This is a genomic window from Ruegeria sp. Alg231-54 (genome assembly GCF_900143525.1).
GTDB lineage: Bacteria > Pseudomonadota > Alphaproteobacteria > Rhodobacterales > Rhodobacteraceae > Ruegeria.
In genome coordinates this window covers 85161-107567 of sequence record NZ_FREZ01000013.1, presented here as the reverse complement: position 1 = coordinate 107567, position 22407 = coordinate 85161, and the positions used below count along the sequence as shown (strand labels likewise).

Sequence of the window (22407 nt, the reverse complement as noted above, 5' to 3'; positions counted from 1 at the left end):
AGGGAGACATAACAATGACCCTCAGGAACAGCGCCATTGGCATTGCGATGCTGGCTGCCACCAGTGTTCAGGCTGCAGATTTCAAATGGGCCTCGACCACCGACCCGCAAACCATGGACCCGCACGCGGTCAACTCGGCCCCGGTTCTGGGATTTCTCAATAACGTCTACGAAGGGCTGGTTCGGCGCGACAAGGACATGAGCGTTCAGCCTGCCCTGGCCGTCAGCTGGGAACCGATTGGCGAAGGCGACGGCTGGCGCTTCAAGCTGCGCGAGGGCGTGACCTTTCACGACGGCAGTACCTTTGACGCGCAGGACGTTTTGTTCAGCTATCAACGCGCCTCGGGCGAGGCCGCGGATACGCGCAGCTGGTTTGCGCCCATCAGTGAAGTCATCGTCGTTGACGACTATACCGTAGACTTCATGACGACCGCGCCGAACCCGTTGTTTCCATCCTCGATTGCCAACTGGATGATAATGGATCAGGGCTGGACCGAAGCCAATGATGCCGCCGTTCCGGACAAAGAGGCCGGAAATTATGCGACGATCAACGCCAATGGCACAGGGGCCTTCAAGGTCACCGAGCGTGAACCTGGCCTGAAAACCGTACTGGAACCCCACGAAGGTTGGTGGGGGGACGTTGAACACAACATCACCCGCGCCGAATTTAACCCGATCCAGAACCCCGCAACCGCCGTTGCCGCGCTGTTGTCGGGTGATGTGGATATGATCAACCCGGTGCCAATCCAGGACGTCGCGCGCCTGCAAGAAGACAGTGATGTCGAAGTCATCAAGGGGATCGAGGCCCGCGTAATCATGCTGGGCTTTGATCATGAAGCCGAGACGCTGAAATACACAGACGATGAAGGCAAGCCCAACCCGTTCCGCGATCCACGCGTGCGCAAGGCGGTGGCACAGGCCGTGAATGTCGATGCCATTCTGGCCACCATCATGCGCGGCAATGCCGAAGCGGCCTCGCAATTGGTGAGCCCAGCCATGAGCGGCTATTCTGCGGCCCATGCCGAACGTCCCGCATTTGACGTTGAGGGTGCCAAGGCTCTGCTGGCCGAGGCAGGATACGCGGATGGATTCTCATTTGGACTGAAATGCCCCAATGACCGCTATCTGAACGACGAAGCGGTGTGTCAAGCCGTAGTCAGCATGCTGGCCAAGATCGGGATCACGGCCGAGCTGGAAGCGATGCCCGTGCGCAACTACTGGCCCGAGCTGCGCGAGGATAACTATGACATGTATCTGCTGGGTTGGAGCCCCGGAACGTTTGACGCGGAACACCCAGTCCGGTTCCTAGTCGCGACGCCAAACGAAGAGAAAAAGCTGGGCAGCTGGAATTTCGGCGGCTTCTCGAACGCGCGCGTGGATGAACTGCTGCCTGCCATCCAATCTGAGCTGGATGAGACTAAGCGTCAGGCCATGCTGGACGAAGTGGCTAAGATCATTCAGGACGAACAGGTCTATGTGCCCATGTATGTGCAGCCACTGGTCTGGGGCACGCGCAGCAATGTCGAGCTGACACAGCGCCCCGACAACTTCTTTTTGCTGCGCTGGGTGACCGTAAACTGAAGACGTTTTAGCATTGGATTGGCGAGAGCCGGTTCGGCACCGCCAATCCGCATCGTACCCTGCTCAAAGCCGATGACGCAGGAAATAAGGATCGCTCTGATACCATCCCGTTAGCGATACCTTGACCATTTAGCCGACCCGTGCATAGAGAAGCGGATCAATGGGGAAAGTGAATGTTCGCATATATCGTCCGAAGGATGCTCCAATCCGTGATCGTACTGCTGGTCGTGGGTCTGGTCGCATTTTCTATGTTCCGGTTTGTCGGCGATCCGATCGACAACATGCTGGGTCAGGAACGTACACAAGCCGATATCGACCGGCTGCGGGCTGAACTGGGGCTGGATCAGCCGTTTCCGGTTCAGTACTACAAGTTTCTGAAAAATGCCGTTCAAGGCAATTTCGGTGTGTCTTATCGTCAGGGACGTCCTGTCTCGACCATCATAGCCGAGCGCGCGCCGGCCACACTGGAACTGGCTTTTGTTTCCGGCTTTCTGGCAATCACCATGGGGATTGCGCTGGGCGTGTTCACAGCCATTCGACGACAAGGGATTGCTGCGAATGTCATCATGACCGTTTCCCTGATCGGGGTGTCCCTACCGACTTTCCTGATCGGGATCTTATTGATCTACATTTTCTCGGTTGAATTAGACCTCTTACCCAGCTTCGGGAGGGGCGAGACCGTTATGATTGGCAACTGGTCCACCGGCTTCTTGACGACTTCTGGCCTCAAGGCGCTGATCCTGCCCGCGATTACGCTGGGTCTGTATCAGATGACGCTGATCATGCGCCTGGTCCGGTCGGAAATGCTTGAGGTGTTGCGCGCCGATTATGTCCGGTTTGCACGCGCTCGCGGTTTGTCGGACCGGGTGATCAACTTCCGCCACGCGCTAAAGAACACTATGGTTCCCGTGATCACGATCACCGGTCTGCAGCTGGGCTCGATCATCGCGTTCGCCATCATCACCGAGACGGTGTTCCAGTGGCCTGGCGTTGGCCTGCTGTTCATCAACGCGATCCAGTTTGTCGATATCCCTGTCATGGCCGCTTATCTGATGTTGATTTCGGTCATGTTCGTTTCGATCAACCTGATCGTCGATCTTCTTTATTATGCCATTGACCCGCGCCTGCGTGTCGACGCGAGGGCCACATGACCGATACCATCGAAACCCCGACCGCCCCCACCAAATCGCGATTTGCCAAGTTCTGGGACAGCGATTTTGCGTGGTCCTTCCGGCATTCTCCGGTTGCCTTGATCGCCTCACTGGTGGTGCTGATCCTTTTGCTGGCCGCCGTTTTTGCCCCGGTCATCGCACCTTATAATCCGTTTGATCCGGCATCGCTGAACCTGATGAACGGCTTTACGCCGCCGGGCACGCCCAATGCCTTTACGCAGGAAACCTTCTTTTTGGGGACCGACGATCAGGGACGCGACGTATTCTCGACCATTCTATATGGCATGCGCATCTCATTGTTTGTCGGCGTGTCAGCTGTGATGCTGGCGCTGATCATAGGTGTCATCCTTGGGCTGGTTGCAGCGTATTTTGGCGGTTGGGTCGAGACGCTCATCATGCGGATTGCCGATGTGCAGCTGACCTTCCCGGCCATTCTGGTTGCGATGCTCATCTTTGGTATCGCCAAGGGCGTCACGCCTCCCGAATACCGCAACGAAATGGCGATTTATGTTCTGATCATCGCAATTGCCCTGTCTGATTGGGTGCAATTTGCGCGGGTCGTACGCGGCGCTGCGCTGGTGGAAAAGAACAAGGAATACGTACAGGCCGCCCGTCTGATCGGGCGCGGGCCAATTCCGATCATGTTCCGCCATATACTGCCCAATGTCCTCAGCCCGGTTCTGGTGATCGCCACGATCTCGCTGGCGCTTGCGATTATCGCCGAGGCAACGCTCAGCTTTCTGGGTGTCGGTGCGCCACCGACCCAACCGTCGCTGGGAACACTGATCCGTATCGGACAGGGCTTCCTGTTCTCGGGTGAGTGGTGGATCCTGTTCTTCCCGGCCTGCACCCTTCTGGCGCTGGCCTTGTCTGTCAACCTGCTGGGCGACTGGCTGCGCGACGCGCTGAACCCCAAGCTGCGGTGATTACATGAGCCTTCTGACGATCAACGACCTGACGGTCGAATTCCCGACGCGCCGCCAACTGTTCACCGCCGTGGACCACGTGGACCTGTCCGTTGAACCGGGCGAAATCCACGGTCTGGTGGGCGAATCCGGTGCGGGCAAATCCACAATCGGAGCGGCCATCATGGGTCTGCTGGACCGGCCCGGCCGGATTGCCAGTGGCACCATCAAGCTGAGCGGTGACCAGATCAGCGGTCTGGATGCTGTCGCAATGCGCGGCCTGCGTGGCAAGAAAATCTCGATGATCTTCCAGGATCCTCTGACCTCGCTGAACCCGTTGTTTACCGTGCGCGAACAGCTGACCGAGACGATCCAGGCCCATCTGGGCGGAACGGATGCCGAGGCGAACCAGCGTGCCCGTGATCTGATCGACCGGGTGGGCATTCCTGACCCGGACACGCGGTTGGACCAATATCCGCACCAGTTCTCGGGCGGGATGCGGCAGCGCGTGGTCATCGCATTAGCGCTTTGTACAGAGCCGGACGTGATTATCGCGGATGAACCGACGACGGCGTTGGACGTGTCCGTTCAGGCGCAGATCCTAGACCTGATCAAAGAGCTGGCGCTGGAACGGCAGGTTGGCGTTATCCTGATCACTCACGACATGGGCGTGATCGCGGATACCACGGACAAGGTGACGGTCATGTATGCGGGCAAGGTGGTGGAAACCGGCCCGACGTCTCAGGTCATGGGTCAGCCCGCGCACGAATACACCAAGTCGCTGATCGCCGCTGTGCCGCGCCCGACTCTGAAACTGCACCGTTTCCCGCAGATCAGCTATGGCGGGCGTGAGACCCGTTTTGCCATCGACGATATGGCGCGGCATTGGCCCAAGGTGGACAATGACACCAGCAAACCGATGTTCGAGATTCGCAATCTGACCAAGAAGTTCCTGCAGCGCAAAGGCTTGCTGCCGTGGGACCGCACTTATTTCACCGCCGTTGACGACGTAAGCTTCGACATTCGTGCGGGTGAGGTATTCGGGGTCGTGGGTGAATCCGGTTCGGGCAAGTCCACCATCGCGCGGATGATCGCGGGACTGTACCCGGTTGATGGCGGTACGATCACCTTTGACGGTCAGGTGGTCAGTGATCTGACCAACAGGGCCGCTTTGGATGCGTATCGCAAGAACATCCAAATGATTTTCCAGGACCCGTATTCGTCGCTGAACCCCCGGATGCGGGTAGACGATATCGTGGCCGAACCGATCCGCCATCACAAGCTGATGGAAGGGTCCGACATCAAGCGCCGCGTAGACGAACTGTTGGATCAGGTCGGGCTGGGCCATGAGGCCGGGCTGAAATTCCCGCACGAATTCTCAGGCGGTCAACGGCAGCGTATCTCGATTGCCCGCGCGCTGGCGACGCAGCCGCGGTTCCTGATCTGTGACGAACCGACCAGCGCCTTGGATGTGTCCATTCAGGCGCAAATCCTGAACATCCTGAAGGATTTGCAGGAGCATCTGGGTCTGACGCTGCTGTTTATCAGCCACGACCTGCCGGTGGTGCGGCAAATGTGCGACCGAGTGGCCGTGATGAAGCAAGGCAAGGTGGTTGAACTTCAAGAAACCAGCGAACTCTTCGCCAACCCGCAGACCGAATATGCAAGCGAGTTGCTGCGGTTGATGCCGAAACTGGACGATCTGTCGACGGACGGGCTAGAGGCCGAGACCTAACTCCAAAGACCCAATTGCCCGTCACGCGGGCAATTGGGTGTGCATATACATTAAAATATTCAAACTTTGCAGACTCATCCGGGTTTGTTGTGCTACGTCTGTCTTTGGAGTTGGGGGCTTCAGAGGGGCGACATGTCTCAGGACCTTAGGGACTGGCTAAGCGCACTTGGACTATCTGACTACGCGCAAGCCTTTTTGGATAACAAAATTGATTTTGGAATTTTACCCGATTTAACGGGTGAAGACCTGATCGAAATCGGAGTCACTGCTGTCGGCGACCGTCGGCGGCTTTTGCGCGCGATTGCCGAGCTTGACACGTTCGAAACCGCACCGCCATTCCAGCCTGAGGAATCGCTGGAGCCTGCGAAGCGACAGGTGACGGTCATGTTCGCCGATCTGACCGGATTTACCCGGTTGACCAGCGAACTGGATGCCGAAGACATGCACGCGCTGCTCAACGCGTTTTTCACCAGAGTGGACAAAGTCGTCGAAAAATACGGTGGCCGGATCGACAAGCATATTGGCGATGCGGTCATGGCCGTGTTCGGCGCGCCGATCTCGCACACGAATGATACCGAACGGGCCGCACGGGCAGCGCTGGAAATTCACACGGTTCTGCCCGGCCTGAATCCTCCGCTGACCTGCCATATCGGGATTGCATCAGGGCAGGTCATTGCCAGTACGACAGGCAGTCAGGCGCATACGGAATACACCGTGACCGGTGATGGTGTGAACCTGGCCTCGCGCATCACCGACATGGCAGCGCCGGGGGAAACTCTGGTTTCGCATGACATTCAGCGTGCGTTAGGGCCGCTTTTTGTTGGTGAGACGATGGGCGAAAAGGCGATCAAAGGCCTTGGTGATCCGGTTGAGCTGTGGCGGCTGGACCGGATGGCGCGCAACATCCGGTCGCGCCGGCATCGCTTTGTGGGCCGCGAACGAGAGCTGTCCCTGTTTTCGGCAACGTTCGATCGATGCCAGCGGCACGGTAAGGGTGAAGTCCATATCGTACTGGGCGAGCCCGGTATCGGCAAAACCCACCTGTCCGAACAGGTGGCTGAGCTGGCCGACAGCCTGTCCTATTCCATCCACAATGGCGTGGTTATGGATTTCGGTGCGCGCGAGGGGCATTCAGCCATCCAATCCGTGACACGCAGTATTCTGGGGCTGGAGCCGACGGATGATACGGAAACCTGTGCATCTGTCGCGAAGGACGCAATTAGCAAGGGTTGGGTGACAGCGGCGAATGCCGCGCATCTGAATGCGCTGCTGGAGCTGGAACAAGACCCCGGTCTGGCCGAGGTCTATGCGGTGATGGACAATGCAACCCGTCTGCGGGGGCGGCGTCAGGTCATCGACGACCTGATTTCGGCCCGCAGCCAGGAAACGCCTTTGTTGATCCATATCGAGGATATCCACTGGGCTTCACCGGAGATCCTGACCGCTTGTGCCCATATCGCGGCGATGACGCGCAATCTGCCCTGCGTGTTGCTGATGACCAGCCGCGTGGAAGGCGATCCGATTGACCGCGAATGGCAACTTGCGACGGATGGTGCCCTGATATCCAAGCTGGAACTGGCACCCATGGGGGACGAACAGGCCCGGCAACTGGTCGAAGAGTTCACCGGGATCGATCCGGAATTGTTAGACGCCTGCGTGAAACGCGCCGGGGGAAATCCGCTGTTTCTTGAGCAGTTATTGCGCAATATCGATGTGCTGAAACAGGAATCTGTTCCCGGCAGCATTCAGGGCATTGTTCAGTCCCGTCTGGATTCGCTGGACCGGACCAGCCGGACGTCGATTCAGGCGGCATCCGTACTGGGGCAGAGATTTTCGCCCGAGGTTTTGAATTTCCTACTGAGCGAAGGGCATCTGGATACCTCGACCCTGATCCGCTCGGCCCTGATCCGCGAGGCTGAGGCCGATCTGATGTTTGCCCACGCGCTGATCCGCGACGGGTCCTATGCAACTTTGGTGAAATCCGAACGCGCGCGCCTGCATCGTCAGGCCGCGAGTTGGTTTGAGGACCGTGACGCCACCCTGCGGGCACAGCATCTGGATCGCGCGGGTGCAACCCATGCGGCCCAGGCTTATCTGGAAGCCGCGGACAAGCTGATACAGGTCTTTCAGTTCGACGATGCCAGCCCGTTGATCGAACGGGCGCTGGAACTGCCAGCACCCGCAGGGGTTCGCTTTGATCTGTTCTGCGCCCGGGGTGAGACGCACCGGTTGCAGGGCCTGTCCAATGATGCCCTGCGTGAATTCAAAGAGGCCGCAGAACTGGCCGAGACGGATGAACAAATCTGCCGCGCGCAAATCGGCTTGGCGCAGGCAGCGCGGCAGGCCAGCCTGTATCAGGAAGCACTGGAAAGTCTGGACATTGCCGAGGCGGCTGCGGAACGCTGCGGGTCTGACCGCGACATTGCTCAGATCAACTATGTGCGCGGCAATGTATACTTCCCGCTGGGGCAGGTGACAAAGGCGCTTGAGAGTAACGAAAAGGCTCTAACACTGGCCAGAAAGCTTGAATCCGCGCGACTTGAGGTTGGTGCGCTCAGTGGATTTGGCGATGCCAATTTCATGAATGCCACGATGCAGACCGCAACGGGGTTCTACACGCAGGCAGTCGAACGGGCGCGGGAAAAGGGTTTGGTCCGTGATTTGGCCGCAAACCTGCACAATCTGAGCGTCGCGCGCAGCTATACCGGCGATGTGGCACAAGGAAAGCTGGATGCGCAGGAAGCCATCGAGGTGTCACAGAAGTATTTCGCCTTTGTTCCGGAATGCGTGGCGCAGACCTGTTTGGGTGTCGCGCACACCTTTTTGGGGGAAATAGATCAGGCGCTGGACGTCTTTACCCTGTCTGCCGAGATCGCGAACCGCGTTGGCGCGAAACGCCTTGAGGCGCAGGCGCTGGAACACCTTGCCCGCACGCAGGTCTATGCCGGGCAACTGGAGCAGGCGCGCGAAACCGGTCGCCGCGCGGTCGACATTGCCCTGGAACACGGTCGGAATTTTGTCGGACCAAAAGCGCTGTCAGCTTTGGCCATGGCTGAAGAGGACCCAACAGCGCAGGATGAAAACCTCAAGCTTGGCGAGAAGATCATTGCCGAAGGCTGTGTTGGCCATAGCCACCTGCATTTCTATACGGACGCCGCTGCCGTCATGCTGGCGCGCAAGCAGTGGGACGAAGCCACGCGGTACGCAGATGCCTTGGCCGATTTCACTGCGGATGAGCCCTTGCCGATGGTCGATCTGTCGATCTTGCAGGCTCGAACACTGGCTGAATGCGGGGGTTGGGGCATTCCTTTGACGGCACATGAAGGGTTCGATGAGTTGAAGGCGCGGTTTCAGAACCTGGGCATCAAACAATCGCTGGTCGGGCCGCTGGACTAATCAGGTGAGGGGCTGAATGAGCATAGAAAAGAAAGTCTGGCTGATCTCGGGTTTTGTTACGCTAGGTCTGGCCCTTGTACTGTTCAAACTCTGGATTGAACTGAACCATTTCGACGAGGACCCGACGCAACTGCCAGATCAGGCATCGGTCGACGCTTATCTGCAAGACCTTCCCAATTTGCCAGGCTACCAGGTCAAAACTGGCATATTTATCAAATCCTTCAGTTTTACCGGTGCCAGTGATGTGCATGTCAGCGGCTATATCTGGCAGCATTATGAGGACGGTGTGCATGACGCCATCAAGCCAGCCGAAGGCGAAGTGGGGTTCATCCTGCCGGAGGCTGCCGAGGCAGCGAGCGGCCTTATTGAAGAGGCCTACAGGATAGATCAGGGTGGGTCCGAGTTGATCGGCTGGTACTTTGAACAAACCTTGCGCCAGGCCTTTGACTATACCAGTTATCCGTTTGACCACAAAACCGTCTGGGTCCGTTTCTGGCCGAGTGAGTTTGACGTCAATGTGGCTCTAATCCCGGACTTTTCGGCCTATCCGGCCACGGGGCCGAACGATATCTTTGGCATCGACAACCGGATCGTCATGGGAACGTGGGAGCGTGAAAACACCTATTTCGACTATCGCCTGTCCGATCTGGATACGACCCTGGGCATCGGCAAGAACGAATATCAGACCAACCTGCCTGAGCTGCATTATAACTTCGTCATCAAACGGAACTTTGCGAATGCCTTTATCGTTCACATGATCCCCCTGATTGTTGTGACGATGCTGCTGTTCGGGGCTGTCATGACAGTCACGCGACGCCCCAATCTGGTGGAGCGGCACGATTTCAGTACGTCCAGCGTTATCGGCACCTGCTCAGTCCTGTTTTTCGTGATCCTGCTGGCGCATGTACAATTGCGTGAAGGGTTCGCCGGATCGCCCGTGATCTACATGGAATCGTTCTTTTTCCTGATGTATTTCCTGCTGCTGGCAGTGTCGGTAAACACCTACTTCTTTGCAGCCGAGGCCGTGCCGTCCCTGTGGTTCATCCACTATAAAGACAACCTGATTCCCAAGGCCTGTTTCTGGCCCTTTGTCCTGTCGTGCATGGTGATCATCACGGCCTATAACCTCAGCCTCAAGGACAGCCCTAAGGATGAGGTCGGGATACAGGTTCAAAACTAGGCGGGCGGCTGCCACCCGGGTTTTAATGTGCCTGTGGCCATGTCCAGCGTGTATTCCCCGACAACCCCGGCTGCGCCTTTCTCCAACTGATCCAGATACTTGGTGGGCTGCGCGATCACATAGGCATATGCTGGTTTCATTACGCCCTCGATCAGCACATTGATCCTCTTACGAACGTAGACGTTCTCGGGTGATCCGGGTCCGTGAAAACCTTCAAGCTTGTCGAGCTCTTTCATACCGGACGAAGTCACCCGATACACCTCTCCACGTATTGGCTTGCCACAGCCTTTCTGGTCGACCAGCGTGGCCATCCGATGCAGGTAACCACAGTTCGGATTATCGCAATGCGGCTCATGCGGCACGATCAGGGGCATTCGCTGTCGGGTTATGGCCTCGCCGACGAAATCATCCAGCACATCTGCGTGAGCTTCGTGGTTTGGGAAGCCTTTCTTCAACGAGCCATAGGTGAAGTAGAGATAGGTACGTTCACGGTCATCTACGACATCGTCTTCGCTCTCTTCCTCGATCTCCGCAAGCGTGTGGCTGTTGGCCCAGTCATCCAGCATGGCAAGCACTTTATTCGAGATTTTGGCTTCATTGACGTCCTCGGCGTTTTTGGGGCTTTGTAGGAAGTGGATGCAGGAACTTGCGTCAATGCCATCTGCGGCCAACAGAGTTTTGACCATATCAACCGAGTTGTTCATCACCGCCACGTGCAAGCTGGTAAACCCATGGTCGTTGGTCGCATTCACGTTGATGCCGCGCCGTATCAGCTCTTGCGCGGCCTCAATGTCAGGTTTGCCCAAGCCTTTTCCGTTTTCATGCAACTCACCTTCGCCGCCAGCTGCGTAATGCAACAGCGTATCGCCATTGTGCTCATCCACGATGTCGATCCCGGCCATCCCGTTTTCAATCGCGTCGAAAACACGGTGCCATTGCGCGAACTCATCCGAAGCTGCGGCCTCTTGCGCCCATTTGCAGATGTTGTGTTCCTGATCGGCCAGTTCCTCGAACGCTTCGTCCAGAACTTCCATGATCTGGTCCGGGGTGGCCATCATACCGATCCCCATCATGCCGTTCGACAGCCGCCCTTTGCGGGGACCGACCAGATCAACACCCAGATCGCGCAGCTTTTCGACATTCCTTTGGGTAGTGACATTGTTCCACATGTTGGTGTTACACGCCGGGCAAAGGATCGCCGGTTTGTTCCGGTACTGCCAGGCAACAAAGACCGAGGTCAGAAGGTTGTCGGCAATCCCATTAGCGATCTTGCCCATTGTATTGCAGGTCACGGGCGCCACGATCACGCAATCGGCCCAATCACACAACGCAAGATGCGAGGCGCGCAGCGGCATGCCAAACTTGGTGTAGCGGAAGTTCCATTCGTCGTCGTCGCGGTAATAGTCGTTGTGAGAGATATAGTCCTCGACCTTCTCGGGCTCATACCCCCTTTCAATCTCGACATCCGCTTCAATCTCAATATCGCGAAAGAACCTTTCAGCGGACACTGAAGGGATCAGTTTCACGTTGTGGCCAGCGGCGGTAATTTTCTTCACCAGTTGCGGCACCTTGTCTGCGGCAGAAGATCCGCAGGCACACAGCAATACGTTGCGTTTCTCGCTGGGGGCATCGGTCAGCCCACCCTTGGGATAGCCAAAGATGTTCTTGTCCAGGCTGGGAGATTCATTGCGCAGCAGAACCGGCAATCCGGCCTTCTTGATGTCCTTTTGAAATTGACCATTAAGGATTCTGTCTACGATGTCCTTGCGCGTGCCCTGAAACACATTCTGGAAAAACAGATATGGAACCGTTTCCTTGCCGGTTCTTGCGATCAGTTGCCGGCGCATTTTCATGACATTTGCCCCGTGCCCCTCGACATCAACCAGCTTAATGTCGGTGATGCCGATATTGGCCAGAATACTGCGCAGCATGTAGGACCAGGGGTCTTCATCCGCATAAAACAGAACAAGCGGGTTTTTTTCGGTGATATGGTCCACATCGGACGGATCTTTGGGGGCTTCACGTTCTTCGATTACCAGCAACGCAGGTTTCGTTATGTCCCGAAGGCCGCGGAACAAATGCCCGCGTGGCGCTTGCCACACTTGAGAGGTCGCGGGGCTCATGTCCACAACCGTCACCATATCGGTGGCCTCTTTATATGCTATACACAGGCACCAGAACTCCTCCAACAGGGCCGTTTCGCGGAACGCATTCTTCGGGGGGCGAATGACCTCAGACCCCAGTACCTTGTTGAAATCGATATTGATCATCAGGTGACGACCTTTGTCATCGTTCAGGCTTAGCAATTGGTGGCGGAACCAGTCTTCCGGAGATTTGATGCTTTTGTCCGAACGATTAACATAGCTGCGGAAAGTGCTGCCCAGATGCACGTCCGGTTCCTGGCTGAGGTACCGTTGTGCCATCGCGTGCATTTGCCGGGCTGTCGACACGCGGCTAAGTGCTTCGGCCAGATCGGTCTGCGTTGCCCTCAGCAGTTTATCCTCGTCAACCTGTTCATCCCCTAGGATAGACAGGCTTTCGGCAAGAACGCCCATCGAGTTCATGTTCGGGCTGGCCCGTCGGAACAGGTTGCGTCGCTTCTTGGGGTCCTTGGCCAGGTATTCCGTACTGTCAACATAGTTGCAGTCCTGCTTCAGGGTTTGCAGGTATGTTTTGACAGCGTCACGCGCCGAAAATCGCAGCATCCCCCGTGATCGCATAGAAGTTCCGTCGCGGTCTGTCATCCCGGCCCACAGCCGATCGATGGTCGTCACCCAAAGCTTGCCGTACTTTTCCGGGTGAACGTCCATCATATGAACGAGGCCGGTGCTGGGGTTGCACTTTGCGATAATGGCAAAATGGCCGCCCGGCATGTTTTCCTTGCCATGTGCGACACCGACTTGAAAGTTCGCCACAAGGATATCGTTTTTTCCACCCAGCCGATTGGATTCGTCTATTGCCTCAAGCAACAGATCCACGGATGTCGTGGCCTCATCCATGAAATAGGCCTGCACCTGAATGACATCGCGCAGGTCCTGGGTATGGATGAATGTGCAGGCGACATCGAAAAGCTCGCCCAGCGATATTCCGTCGTTTACGACAAACGAGGTCGGCAAGCCGCATTCGCGAAAGATGTCGTTGACTTCGTAACTGAATCCAAGTGCCGACATGCTAAGGGCTGCCGCAGTCACGCTGCAGCAATTGATCGGCTGTTGATAGTTCTTCAGATGCACACTGACCAGATCACCAAACAGCGTATCTTCACAGGCATCTTTGATCTTTTTCGGGATTGCCTTCCATTGGTGTTTGGGCAGATAGGCCAACCGGGTGCCCGGAGTGGCCAGCGCCTGAAGACTGACGGGAATGTCCTCGATTTCGAGATGTTCTTCGTAAAAATAGTCCCCGGTGTCTGCGGTCGCCAGAACCGCTTTGTCCTGCCGGAGCTGAACCATGCCGCCAAGGACCACAAACATACCCTCAGAGGGCAGGACCGTTTCTTCGGATACTTCGTAGAATTCGAATTTCGAATGAATGACCGATGAATCCTTGGATGGCAGGACCTCATCTATCAATTTCAAATGGTCTTGGGATGGGTTGAATGATTGAGAGCTTTCAATTGGATCTTTAGGCACGTCTTGTCCCCCCTGAACTTCGCCGTGAAAATTGTCAAAGACCCAACGCAGAAGCTTGTTTTTGGGTCAGGCACCCATCGGTCATACAGAATAAAAACCGGCCTGACGTAATTTCCCGCGCTGGGCGGACCGATTGAACACATTGATATGCGCGAACAAAAGGGTCCAATTGAGCGCACTGTATAATATCTGAATATAAAAATCACTGGCGTTGTTGATTGGGCCAATTGCGTTGCAGCCATAGGGTGATCATGTCGTTCATCGCGCCGCCGAGTGCGGAAGCTCGCACAGGTGGTGCGACGAATTGACAAAATTATTGTCAATATGACAAGCATGACCGCGATTTCGTCAAGATTGCCCCTGCGTTTCGGACAGAAGCGGCCTCATACTTTTAAAAACGAAAAAGGAGGCGCGTTTTGAGCTGGAACATTTGTGTCATCGGAGCAGGCAAGATCGGTCAGATGATCGCGACCTTGCTGAAATCATCGGCCAACTACTCGGTCACAGTGGCCGACCGGGATTTGGCTGCGTTATCAGCGTTGAACAAGCAGGGCATTTCGACTCGGCAAATTGATGTGAGCGACGAAGTGCAACTGACCGAAGGTCTGGGTGGGTTCGATGCCGTAGTCTCGGCGGCCCCATTCTTTCTGACGCCGAAAATTGCCAAGGCGGCCAAGGCCGCTGGTGCACACTATTTTGACCTGACCGAAGACGTCGCCGCGACCAATGCGGTGCGTGACTTTGCACAAGGCAGTGATACGGCGTTCATGCCGCAATGTGGTTTGGCACCGGGTTTTGTCGGTATCGCGGGGGCATCGCTGGCGGCGGAATTCGATGAAATCGACAGCCTGCATATGCGGGTGGGGGCGCTGCCGCTCTATCCAACCAACGCGTTGAAATACAATCTGACCTGGTCCACCGACGGGTTGATCAACGAATACTGCAACCCTTGCGATGCCATCGTGAATGGTGAACGGGTCAAGACCGCTCCGCTGGAGGATTATGAGCTGATTGGCCATGACGGGGTGGAGTACGAATGCTTCAACACCTCTGGCGGATTGGGCACCTTGCCCGAAACACTGGACGGCAAGGCGCGTGCGGTGTCCTACCGATCAATCCGGTACCCGGGCCATTGCGATATCCTGAAATTGCTTCTGAAGGACCTTGGCCTGGAACATCGCCGCGACCTGTTGAAGGATATTTTTGAGACCGCGCTGCCGCGCACCGATCAGGATGTGGTTTTGGTCTATTGCACCGCAAAGGGCATGATCGACGGCGCGCTGCGCGAGAAATCCCTGATCAACAAAAGCTTTGCCCGCACGATCAACGGGCAGGTCTGGAGTGCCATTCAGGTCACCACCGCCGCAGGCGTTCTGGGCGTGGTTGATCTGATGCGGACCGGCGTGTTGCCTGCGAATGGCTTTGTCCGGCAGGAACAGGTGAACCTGTCCGACTTCCTGAACACCGAATTTGGCCGGATCTATCGCGCCGGTGATGTAACCGAACAGAACAAGGCGGCCTGAGATATGAAAGACATCGTAATGACAGCCCAAACAACCCTCGCCAATCTGGATCTGACCGAGGCCGAACTGACCGGCGGCACGCTCAAAGTGACGTCTCCGATTGATGGCAGCGTGTTGGCCGACGTGCATGAAACACCCGTTGCCGACATGGATGCCATATTTGCCCGTTCTAAAACGGCGTTCAAAGAATGGCGGACAGTACCGGCCCCGCGCCGGGGTGAGCTGATCCGCCTGTTGGGAGAGGAACTGCGCGCCGCCAAGGACGATTTGGGTGCTCTGGTCAGTTGGGAGGCTGGCAAGATCACGTCTGAAGGTCTGGGCGAAGTGCAGGAGATGATCGACATCTGCGACTTTGCGGTTGGTCTTTCGCGTCAATTGTATGGTCTGACCATTGCGTCGGAACGCCCGGGTCACCGGATGATGGAGACTTGGCATCCGGCAGGTCCGGTCGGAGTGATCTCGGCCTTCAACTTCCCGGTTGCGGTGTGGTCGTGGAATGCGGCGCTGGCGCTGGTTTGTGGTGACCCGGTGATCTGGAAACCGTCCGAGAAATCTCCGCTGACCGCGATGGCGTGCCAGAAAATCTTTGAACGCGCGCTGGTCCGGTTTGGCGATGCGCCGGACAACCTGCTGCAAACCCTGATCGGTGGTGCGGCGCTGGGCGAGGCCTTAGTCGCAAGCGAAGATGTGCCGGTTATCTCAGCCACGGGCTCCACGCGCATGGGCCGTGCGGTTGCGCCCATCGTGGCGCAACGCTTTGGCAAGTGCATTCTGGAACTGGGCGGCAACAACGCGATGATCGTTGGTCCTTCGGCCGATCTGGAAATGGCTGTCCGTGCGGTTGTGTTCTCGGCTGTAGGTACGGCCGGTCAGCGCTGCACCACGCTGCGTCGTCTGATCGTACACAACTCGATCCGCGAAGAGTTGGTGGGCCGTTTGAAAAAAGCCTATGCGGGATTGCCCATCGGCAACCCACTGGTCGAAGGCACGCTGATAGGCCCGTTGGTAGACGAAGCCTCGGGCACGGCCATGACCGCTGCGCTTGGGGCCGCCAAGGCCGAAGGTGGCACCGTGCACGGTGGTCGTCGCGTGACCGAGGGTGTACCTGCTGGTGTCTATATGGAGCCTGCCATTGTCGAAATGCCAGGCCAAACGGCGGTTGTGAAAACCGAAACCTTTGCGCCGATCCTGTATGTCATGGGTTATGACGATTTTGATGATGCGATTGAGCTGCAGAATGACGTTCCGCAAGGCCTGTCCTCTTGCGTGTTCACCCTGAATATGCGCGAGGCCGAGCAGTTCCTGACTGCGGCCGGGTCGGATTGCGGGATCGCCAACGTCAATATCGGCCCATCCGGTGCCGAGATCGGCGGAGCCTTCGGCGGTGAGAAGGAAACCGGCGGTGGGCGCGAAAGCGGCTCGGACGCGTGGAAAGCCTATATGCGTCGTCAGACGAATACGGTGAACTACTCGGCTGAGCTGCCCTTGGCGCAGGGCGTCAAATTCGACATCTGAACCAATTATCCAGCGGCGCCTTAAAGCACCGCTGGACGTTCCAGATTAATCGGCAAAAAGATAATCAAGGCTCATGATAGCTTGAGCCTTGTCCCGCGACACGCCCAGAAACTCTGCAATCGCGGTCTCATTCTCAATATTTGAGTTGGTCTCGCGGATACGCAGGTATCCGTCAAACTCTGCCTCGCGGATCAATTCGGATTCGTGCACCAGTGAACTGCGCAGCGCCGGGATCAGACGGGCCACGGATTCCCGAGGACTGCTTTCTCCGGCCAACCCCACCCGGCGGGCGTGGCCAATCAGATAATCGTCGGAATACTCGCACTCGATTTCCAGAACATGGCTGCGAGCCTGAACCGAGCAGAAATCCTGAATGATATCCAAATCTGCGGGATCCACGCACAAGACCAGCTTGTTGGAATCAAAGCTCTCAAACAGCATGCGGGCCACCGCGCGCCTGTGCCGCGTGCGCTTGGCCAGAGACGATTCAATGCCACCCAGATCAGGCAAAGAAGTGTCTTCTTCGTTGAACAGGTATTCCACGCACGGAATGTCGGTTTCCGAGACGATCTGGTCCACCAACCGCTTGGCGACATGCCATTTCTTGCTCACGATCAGAAACACTTCGCGCTCGGGACCCAAGGAATTGCCTGCCTCCCAGAACCGCTGCGCATAGCGCCGTCCCACCCGGCCGCGCCCGGTCAGAAAGCTGTACAGGTTGCGCCCCTCGTCCGAGATGTGAAACGTCATCCCTTCGGTTGCGTACATCTGACCCAGCCTGTCCTTCAGCTCATGGGCTTCGGGGCTGATCTTGCGGGCGAACAGGTAATCTTGCGACAGCAGCAAGTCATAGTGATCGTTGTAGAACGTCACCGGCATGCCATAATCCGAGAACATCAGAAATGTGGGCGTGCGGTTGTCGATCTCAGTCTTGGGAATCAGATGGCGCACCAGAGTCTGAAAAAAGGTCTCGTCCGGAATCCAGGTGGTCGAGAAAAACCGTTTTACATCCGGGCGCTTTTGCAGAAAATCCAGGATCATTTCGATGGTCCTGCGGCGCAGGCACCACCATTGGCTGCCGATCATTATCTGAACGTCTGACGGAATCTCGCGCGTCAGACCAAACCGTTTTTGCAGATTGTACGACCCGTAAAACAGCTTGGCCTGTGTGCGTTCGTTGAAATAGTGCCGATAGATCAGCCGGTCCTCAACCATGCCGGTCTTGATCCAGTTGCTTTCCAGGAAATCATGGCTTTCGACGAAATCAACGTCGTTCTGGTTCAGAAAGTCGTGGATGTACTCAGCCGATTTGATCGGCATGCAGTCACCCGACACCATGTAGAAATGAGTGGCGCGGGGAAACGCATCCACAGCGGCCTGCAGGGCATTCAGCGTGGCCTGAACCAGTGACCACGCCCCCCAGCCGCATTTGATGCGCTTGCTGGCAAAGGTGACATTGGGGTTGTCTTTCAAAGCCTCGCGAATGCGTTCGTAAGCGGCCGCACTGGCCCGCGCGTCAAAGTGGATCGCCATGCAATCCCCGGCTGCGGTCAGTTGCTCGGCCTGCGCGATGATTGCGTCAGGGTCTTTGTGACAAAGCAATATGTAGGCAATTCTTGCCATATTGGCCTATTGTTTTCCGTTTCTGCCCGTTTCCAACCGTGATACTGAGGATGAGCGATTGAATAAATAGAATATTTTTGGTTTTTGGTTTCAAATGCTGGCGCGTCAATTTTGAGACCAGATCAGCAAAGGAGGCACAGCAGATGGGTTTTCCCGGTACATGGATGACCGAAAGCGAAAGCATGGTTTACCGTGTGGTGCCGAAATGCGCCTGTTCGACCATTGGTCAGATCATGTTTTATTCGGATCACGGGCAGTTTTTTGACGGTGATATCCATGACGCGAAGGACGGGATGCACAAATGGGCCTTCGGTCCAAGTCAGGATCAGATCTCGGGAAATGTGCGGGATCACAAATCCCTGGCCTTTACGTGCGTGCGCAACCCCTACACCCGAATTCTAAGCTCGTTCTTTGACAAGATCTGCGGCATTCAACGCAACGGTAAGCGGTATCGGGGCAATCTGGTGCCGACCTTGATCTACAACTACGGGATCGAGGTTGGCGGTGATGACGGTAAGGGTGAGTTCGATCAGATCGCCAGTTTCCGCCGATTTTTGCTGTTTGCACGTGATACGATCCGCTGGCGGCGTCCGATGGACCCTGACATTCACTGGTCGGCCATGTCCGGCCATGTCTCGACCTTCATCGTGAATGGTGGGCAGTACGATCAGATTTTCTGGACTGAGCAGTTCAATGAAGGAATGCAAAGTGTCCTTGATCGGGTAGAGACACCGCACGCCGTGAATTTGTCCGAAATCCCGCGGTTCAATGAATCCGAAGGCCACGGGCCGAAACGCGCGCATCCGGTCGAGGACTACTTTGACGACCTGTCGATGCACCTGGTTTACGAAATCTACAAACACGATTTCGAGCTGTTCAAATACGATTTTGAGAACCCGGGCAACAAGATGCCAATCGGTGAGATTGATCTGGACGAAGTTCACGCCAAACTGGGCGACTAGGCGAACGAGTCAGCGATCGATCAGGCACCCTTTCAGGCCGGTCGGGTATAGCGCTGGGCCGCCGGTATCCAGAGCATCCAGACTAAACCATCCTGTTGTCCAGCTCAGGCCGTTGTCTTCGGTGAATGAAATCGGCGCGTCAGGCCAGTTCAAAAGCTCGGGGCACTGAATCTCGGCCACAAAGATGATCTCATGCCCCTGATGCCCTTCATGCTGGTACAGGTTCTCGATCACTAGCGGTTGCCCTCTGACTTCAACCGTCACATCGAGTTCTTCCCGGAACTCACGTTTCAGCGCGTCATGCCATGTTTCGCCGAATTCGACCGATCCGCCCAACGGGCGAACACCCTTGATGTGGCCGTCGTCATTTGGGACTTCGGCAGCAAGAAGGCGGTCCCCCCGCCAATGTAAGCCGATGGCTTTGACACGGATACCGTTGTGCGGGCGCCAGATTGTCATGCTTCTCACCGATTGTGCTATGGATATCGTTGAATACAAAAGAAAAAGGTCTCGCTAGTTCGTTTAGCGAGACCTTTGAATTTATTGAAGTATCAGCTGTTTGGAAACCGCTAAGTTAGACTTGGCGCACGGCGCCTTTTGCGGCACTTGTCGCCAGCTTGGCATAGGCTTTGAGCGCGGTGGATACCTTGCGCTTGCGCGGTGCGGCGGGCACCCATCCCTTTTCGTCCTGCTCTTCACGGCGGGCAGCCAGTTCTTCGTCGGACACGGCCAGATGAATGGTCCGGTTGGGGATGTCGATCTCGATCTTGTCGCCCTGCTTGACCAGCCCGATTTCGCCACCCTCGGCGGCCTCAGGTGAAACGTGGCCGATCGACAGGCCCGACGTGCCGCCCGAAAAACGCCCATCGGTCAGCAAGGCGCAGGCTTTGCCCAGACCTTTGGATTTCAGATAGGATGTTGGATACAGCATTTCCTGCATCCCCGGACCGCCGCGCGGGCCTTCATAGCGGATCACCACTACGTCGCCCTCTTTGACCTTGCCGGTCAGGATGTCGTTCACGGCCTGATCCTGGCTTTCGCAGACATAGGCAGAGCCGGTGAACGTCAGGCTGTTGGGATCAACGCCCGCCGTTTTCACGATACAGCCTTCGCGCGCGATGTTGCCGAACAGGACCGCCAGACCGCCATCCTGACTGAACGCGTGTTCCTTGGATCGGATTACACCGCCTTCGCGGTCGGTATCCAGTTCCTTGTACCGGTTCGACTGGCTGAATGCCTGCGTCGTGCGCACACCGCCGGGCGCGGCCTTGAACAGGTCCTGCGCTGCGGGGTTGTTGGCGACCTTGATGTCCCAATTGGCAATCGCTTCGCCCATGGTCGCCGAATGCACGGTGCTGCAATCTTCGTGCAGCAGCCCGGCGCGGCTTAGCTCGCCAAGGATCGAGAAGATGCCACCGGCGCGGTGCACGTCCTCCATATGAACATTCTCAGTGTTGGGCGCGACCTTGCACAGACACGGCACCTGACGGCTCAGGCGGTCCATGTCGGTCATGGTGAAATGCACTTCACCCTCATGGGCGATGGCTAGCAGGTGCAACACTGTGTTGGTCGAACCGCCCATGGCGATATCCAGGCTCATCGCGTTTTCAAAGGCGTCGAACGTGGCGATTTCACGGGGCAGGAAACCTTTTTCGTCCAGATCATAGTGCCGTTTGGTGATCTCAACGATCCGACGCCCGGCCTCGAGAAACAGCTCTTTGCGGTCCGCATGCGTGGCCAGAGTCGAGCCGTTGCCTGGCAGCGCCAGTCCCAGAGCCTCTGCCAGACAGTTCATCGAGTTTGCGGTGAACATACCGGAACATGACCCACAAGTTGGGCAGGCGTTCTCTTCGATGTGCTGGACCTGTTCGTCGGTGAACCTGTCGTCGGCGGCGGCGACCATTGCGTCAACCAGGTCGATCTTCTTGGCGTCCAGATCGGCGATGTCGATCTTGCCGGCCTCCATCGGTCCGCCCGAGACAAAGATCGCCGGGATGTTCAGGCGCATCGCGGCCATCAGCATGCCGGGGGTGATCTTGTCGCAGTTCGAAATACAGACCATCGCATCAGCGCAGTGGGCGTTGACCATGTATTCGACCGAATCCGCGATCACTTCGCGCGAAGGCAGGGAATACAGCATGCCGTCATGACCCATGGCGATACCGTCATCCACAGCGATTGTGTTGAACTCTTTCGCAACACCTCCAGCGGCTTCAACCTCGCGCGCGACCATCTGGCCCAGATCTTTCAGGTGCACGTGGCCCGGCACGAACTGGGTGAAAGAGTTGACGATAGCGATGATCGGTTTGCCGAAATCGTCGTCACCCATTCCTGTGGCGCGCCACAGGCCGCGGGCACCGGCCATATTACGGCCGTGGGTAGAGGTTCTGGATCGGTACATTGGCATGATGCTGTTTCCCTTTTGCCCCGGTTGCGATATTCGGGTTTCGTACGTTATAGCGCACGTACCACATGTGCGCTATAACGCACAAGAGGATTCGAGAGACGATCAAGATGGCACCGGACGAAATTACGCTAAAACTACGCGATGTGCGGGCGGCCTCGGGGCTGAGCCTGTCCAAAGTGGCCGAGATGACGGGTGTCAGCAAAGCCATGCTGGGCCAGATCGAACGTGGCGAATCCAGCCCGACCATCGCAACGCTGTGGAAAATCGCAAAAGGGTTTCAGTTGCCGCTGAGTGCATTGATTGGAACGGCGGCCCTGCGGGACACCGCCATGCCGGACGTGTTCCACACCGTGACCTTTCCCGGCAGCATCGAGGTTAAGATCGTCTTTCCCTTCGATCCCGCGCTGGGCGCCGAAACGTTTCACGTCGACCTTGCCCCAAACCAAAGCCACGAATCCGCAGCCCATGCGGCAGGGGTGACCGAAGAAGTGTTTGTGCTGAACGGATCACTTGAGATTCTGCGCGACGGGGATTGGGTGCCGCTGCAGGCCGGGCAGGGCCTGCGCTTTGCAGCCGATCTGCCGCATGGCTACCGGGCCGGGACGAATGGCGCTGCGTTTTTGAACATGCATCACTATGCGCAACCAGCCGAGGTCACCTGAGGAAGCTCGCTCGCTGAAAAGGTTGGGCGAAATAAATCAAATATGTGACCCAAGGTACAAAGCTATGACTTTATGTCGAGGTGGCACACAGCGCGGGTCGCGCTGTGTGCAGGTT

General features: G+C 56.8%; 14 protein-coding genes. 10 read left to right on the top strand and 4 right to left on the bottom strand.

Going from position 1 to position 22407, the window contains the following annotated elements; genetic code table 11:
* Positions 1-14: 14 nt before the first annotated feature.
* The 6 genes from DHN12_RS19610 to DHN12_RS19585 all read left to right on the top strand — a co-directional run bounded on the left by DHN12_RS19610 (position 15) and on the right by DHN12_RS19585 (position 9968).
* Positions 15-1580, top strand: coding sequence for an ABC transporter substrate-binding protein (locus tag DHN12_RS19610; RefSeq protein ID WP_108861692.1), 1566 nt, complete (start codon positions 15-17; stop codon positions 1578-1580).
* Between the two features lie 173 nt (positions 1581-1753).
* Positions 1754-2731, top strand: coding sequence for an ABC transporter permease (locus DHN12_RS19605; RefSeq protein ID WP_058273052.1), 978 nt, complete (start codon positions 1754-1756; stop codon positions 2729-2731).
* Positions 2728-3678 (top strand): ABC transporter permease, encoded by a 951-nt coding sequence (locus DHN12_RS19600; RefSeq protein WP_058273051.1) that lies wholly within the window; start codon positions 2728-2730, stop codon positions 3676-3678. The genes DHN12_RS19605 and DHN12_RS19600 overlap by 4 nt, the downstream gene beginning before the upstream one ends.
* A 4-nt stretch (positions 3679-3682) precedes the next feature.
* A complete protein-coding gene (locus DHN12_RS19595; protein WP_108861691.1) occupies positions 3683-5392 on the top strand; it encodes an ABC transporter ATP-binding protein in 1710 nt (569 codons plus the stop codon).
* 132 nt (positions 5393-5524) lie between these two features.
* The gene (locus tag DHN12_RS19590; RefSeq protein ID WP_108861690.1) at positions 5525-8788 is read left to right on the top strand and encodes an adenylate/guanylate cyclase domain-containing protein; all 3264 of its coding nucleotides are present in this window, start codon (positions 5525-5527) and stop codon (positions 8786-8788) included.
* 16 nt (positions 8789-8804) lie between these two features.
* On the top strand, positions 8805-9968 hold the full coding sequence (locus DHN12_RS19585; RefSeq protein WP_108861689.1) for a hypothetical protein: 1164 nt from the start codon (positions 8805-8807) through the stop codon (positions 9966-9968).
* Here DHN12_RS19585 and DHN12_RS19580 read toward each other — a convergent pair.
* Positions 9965-13546 carry a flavoprotein gene (locus DHN12_RS19580; RefSeq protein ID WP_108861688.1) on the bottom strand — a complete coding sequence of 1194 codons (3582 nt, stop codon included), beginning with the start codon at positions 13544-13546 and terminating at the stop codon, positions 9965-9967. The two genes, DHN12_RS19585 and DHN12_RS19580, sit on opposite strands and share 4 nt — an antisense overlap.
* 470 nt (positions 13547-14016) lie before the next feature.
* Here DHN12_RS19580 and DHN12_RS19575 point away from each other — a divergent pair, with 470 nt between their 5' ends.
* Together DHN12_RS19575 and DHN12_RS19570 are read left to right on the top strand one after the other, a co-directional pair.
* Positions 14017-15123, top strand: coding sequence for a saccharopine dehydrogenase family protein (locus tag DHN12_RS19575; RefSeq protein ID WP_108861687.1), 1107 nt, complete (start codon positions 14017-14019; stop codon positions 15121-15123).
* Positions 15124-15126: 3 nt separating this feature from the next.
* Positions 15127-16638, top strand: coding sequence for an aldehyde dehydrogenase family protein (locus DHN12_RS19570; protein WP_108861686.1), 1512 nt, complete (start codon positions 15127-15129; stop codon positions 16636-16638).
* Between the two features lie 45 nt (positions 16639-16683).
* On the opposite strand, the gene DHN12_RS19565 is transcribed toward DHN12_RS19570, so the two are convergent.
* Positions 16684-18261 carry a DUF5928 domain-containing protein gene (locus DHN12_RS19565; protein WP_108861685.1) on the bottom strand — a complete coding sequence of 526 codons (1578 nt, stop codon included), beginning with the start codon at positions 18259-18261 and terminating at the stop codon, positions 16684-16686.
* A 143-nt stretch (positions 18262-18404) separates the two neighbouring features.
* Between DHN12_RS19565 and DHN12_RS19560 the strand changes: the two genes are divergently transcribed.
* Positions 18405-19223: a sulfotransferase family protein gene (locus DHN12_RS19560; protein ID WP_108861708.1), complete on the top strand. Its 819-nt coding sequence runs from the start codon at positions 18405-18407 to the stop codon at positions 19221-19223.
* A 9-nt stretch (positions 19224-19232) separates the two neighbouring features.
* On the opposite strand, the gene DHN12_RS19555 is transcribed toward DHN12_RS19560, so the two are convergent.
* Both DHN12_RS19555 and ilvD read right to left on the bottom strand, forming a co-directional pair.
* Positions 19233-19682 (bottom strand): NUDIX hydrolase, encoded by a 450-nt coding sequence (locus DHN12_RS19555; RefSeq protein WP_108861684.1) that lies wholly within the window; start codon positions 19680-19682, stop codon positions 19233-19235.
* A 115-nt stretch (positions 19683-19797) separates the two neighbouring features.
* The gene (gene ilvD, locus DHN12_RS19550; RefSeq protein ID WP_108861683.1) at positions 19798-21630 is read right to left on the bottom strand and encodes a dihydroxy-acid dehydratase; all 1833 of its coding nucleotides are present in this window, start codon (positions 21628-21630) and stop codon (positions 19798-19800) included.
* A 107-nt stretch (positions 21631-21737) separates the two neighbouring features.
* On the opposite strand from ilvD, the gene DHN12_RS19545 reads away from it, so the two are divergent.
* Entirely contained in the window at positions 21738-22292 is a 555-nt protein-coding gene (locus tag DHN12_RS19545) for a helix-turn-helix domain-containing protein (protein ID WP_108861682.1), read from the top strand.
* Positions 22293-22407: the final 115 nt, after the last annotated feature.

Bases quoted from the DNA above. Each gene is read 5' to 3' on its own strand.
- DHN12_RS19610 (WP_108861692.1), top strand. From the start codon at position 15: ATGACCCTCAGGAACAGCGCCATTGGCATTGCGATGCTGGCTGCCACC.
- DHN12_RS19585 (WP_108861689.1), top strand. From the start codon at position 8,805: ATGAGCATAGAAAAGAAAGTCTGGCTGATCTCGGGTTTTGTTACGCTA.
- DHN12_RS19590 (WP_108861690.1), top strand. From the start codon at position 5,525: ATGTCTCAGGACCTTAGGGACTGGCTAAGCGCACTTGGACTATCTGAC.
- DHN12_RS19595 (WP_108861691.1), top strand. From the start codon at position 3,683: ATGAGCCTTCTGACGATCAACGACCTGACGGTCGAATTCCCGACGCGC.
- DHN12_RS19555 (WP_108861684.1), bottom strand. From the start codon at position 19,682: ATGACAATCTGGCGCCCGCACAACGGTATCCGTGTCAAAGCCATCGGC.
- DHN12_RS19605 (WP_058273052.1), top strand. From the start codon at position 1,754: ATGTTCGCATATATCGTCCGAAGGATGCTCCAATCCGTGATCGTACTG.
- DHN12_RS19570 (WP_108861686.1), top strand. From the start codon at position 15,127: ATGAAAGACATCGTAATGACAGCCCAAACAACCCTCGCCAATCTGGAT.
- ilvD (WP_108861683.1), bottom strand. From the start codon at position 21,630: ATGCCAATGTACCGATCCAGAACCTCTACCCACGGCCGTAATATGGCC.
- DHN12_RS19560 (WP_108861708.1), top strand. From the start codon at position 18,405: ATGGGTTTTCCCGGTACATGGATGACCGAAAGCGAAAGCATGGTTTAC.
- DHN12_RS19600 (WP_058273051.1), top strand. From the start codon at position 2,728: ATGACCGATACCATCGAAACCCCGACCGCCCCCACCAAATCGCGATTT.
- DHN12_RS19545 (WP_108861682.1), top strand. From the start codon at position 21,738: ATGGCACCGGACGAAATTACGCTAAAACTACGCGATGTGCGGGCGGCC.
- DHN12_RS19565 (WP_108861685.1), bottom strand. From the start codon at position 18,261: ATGGCAAGAATTGCCTACATATTGCTTTGTCACAAAGACCCTGACGCA.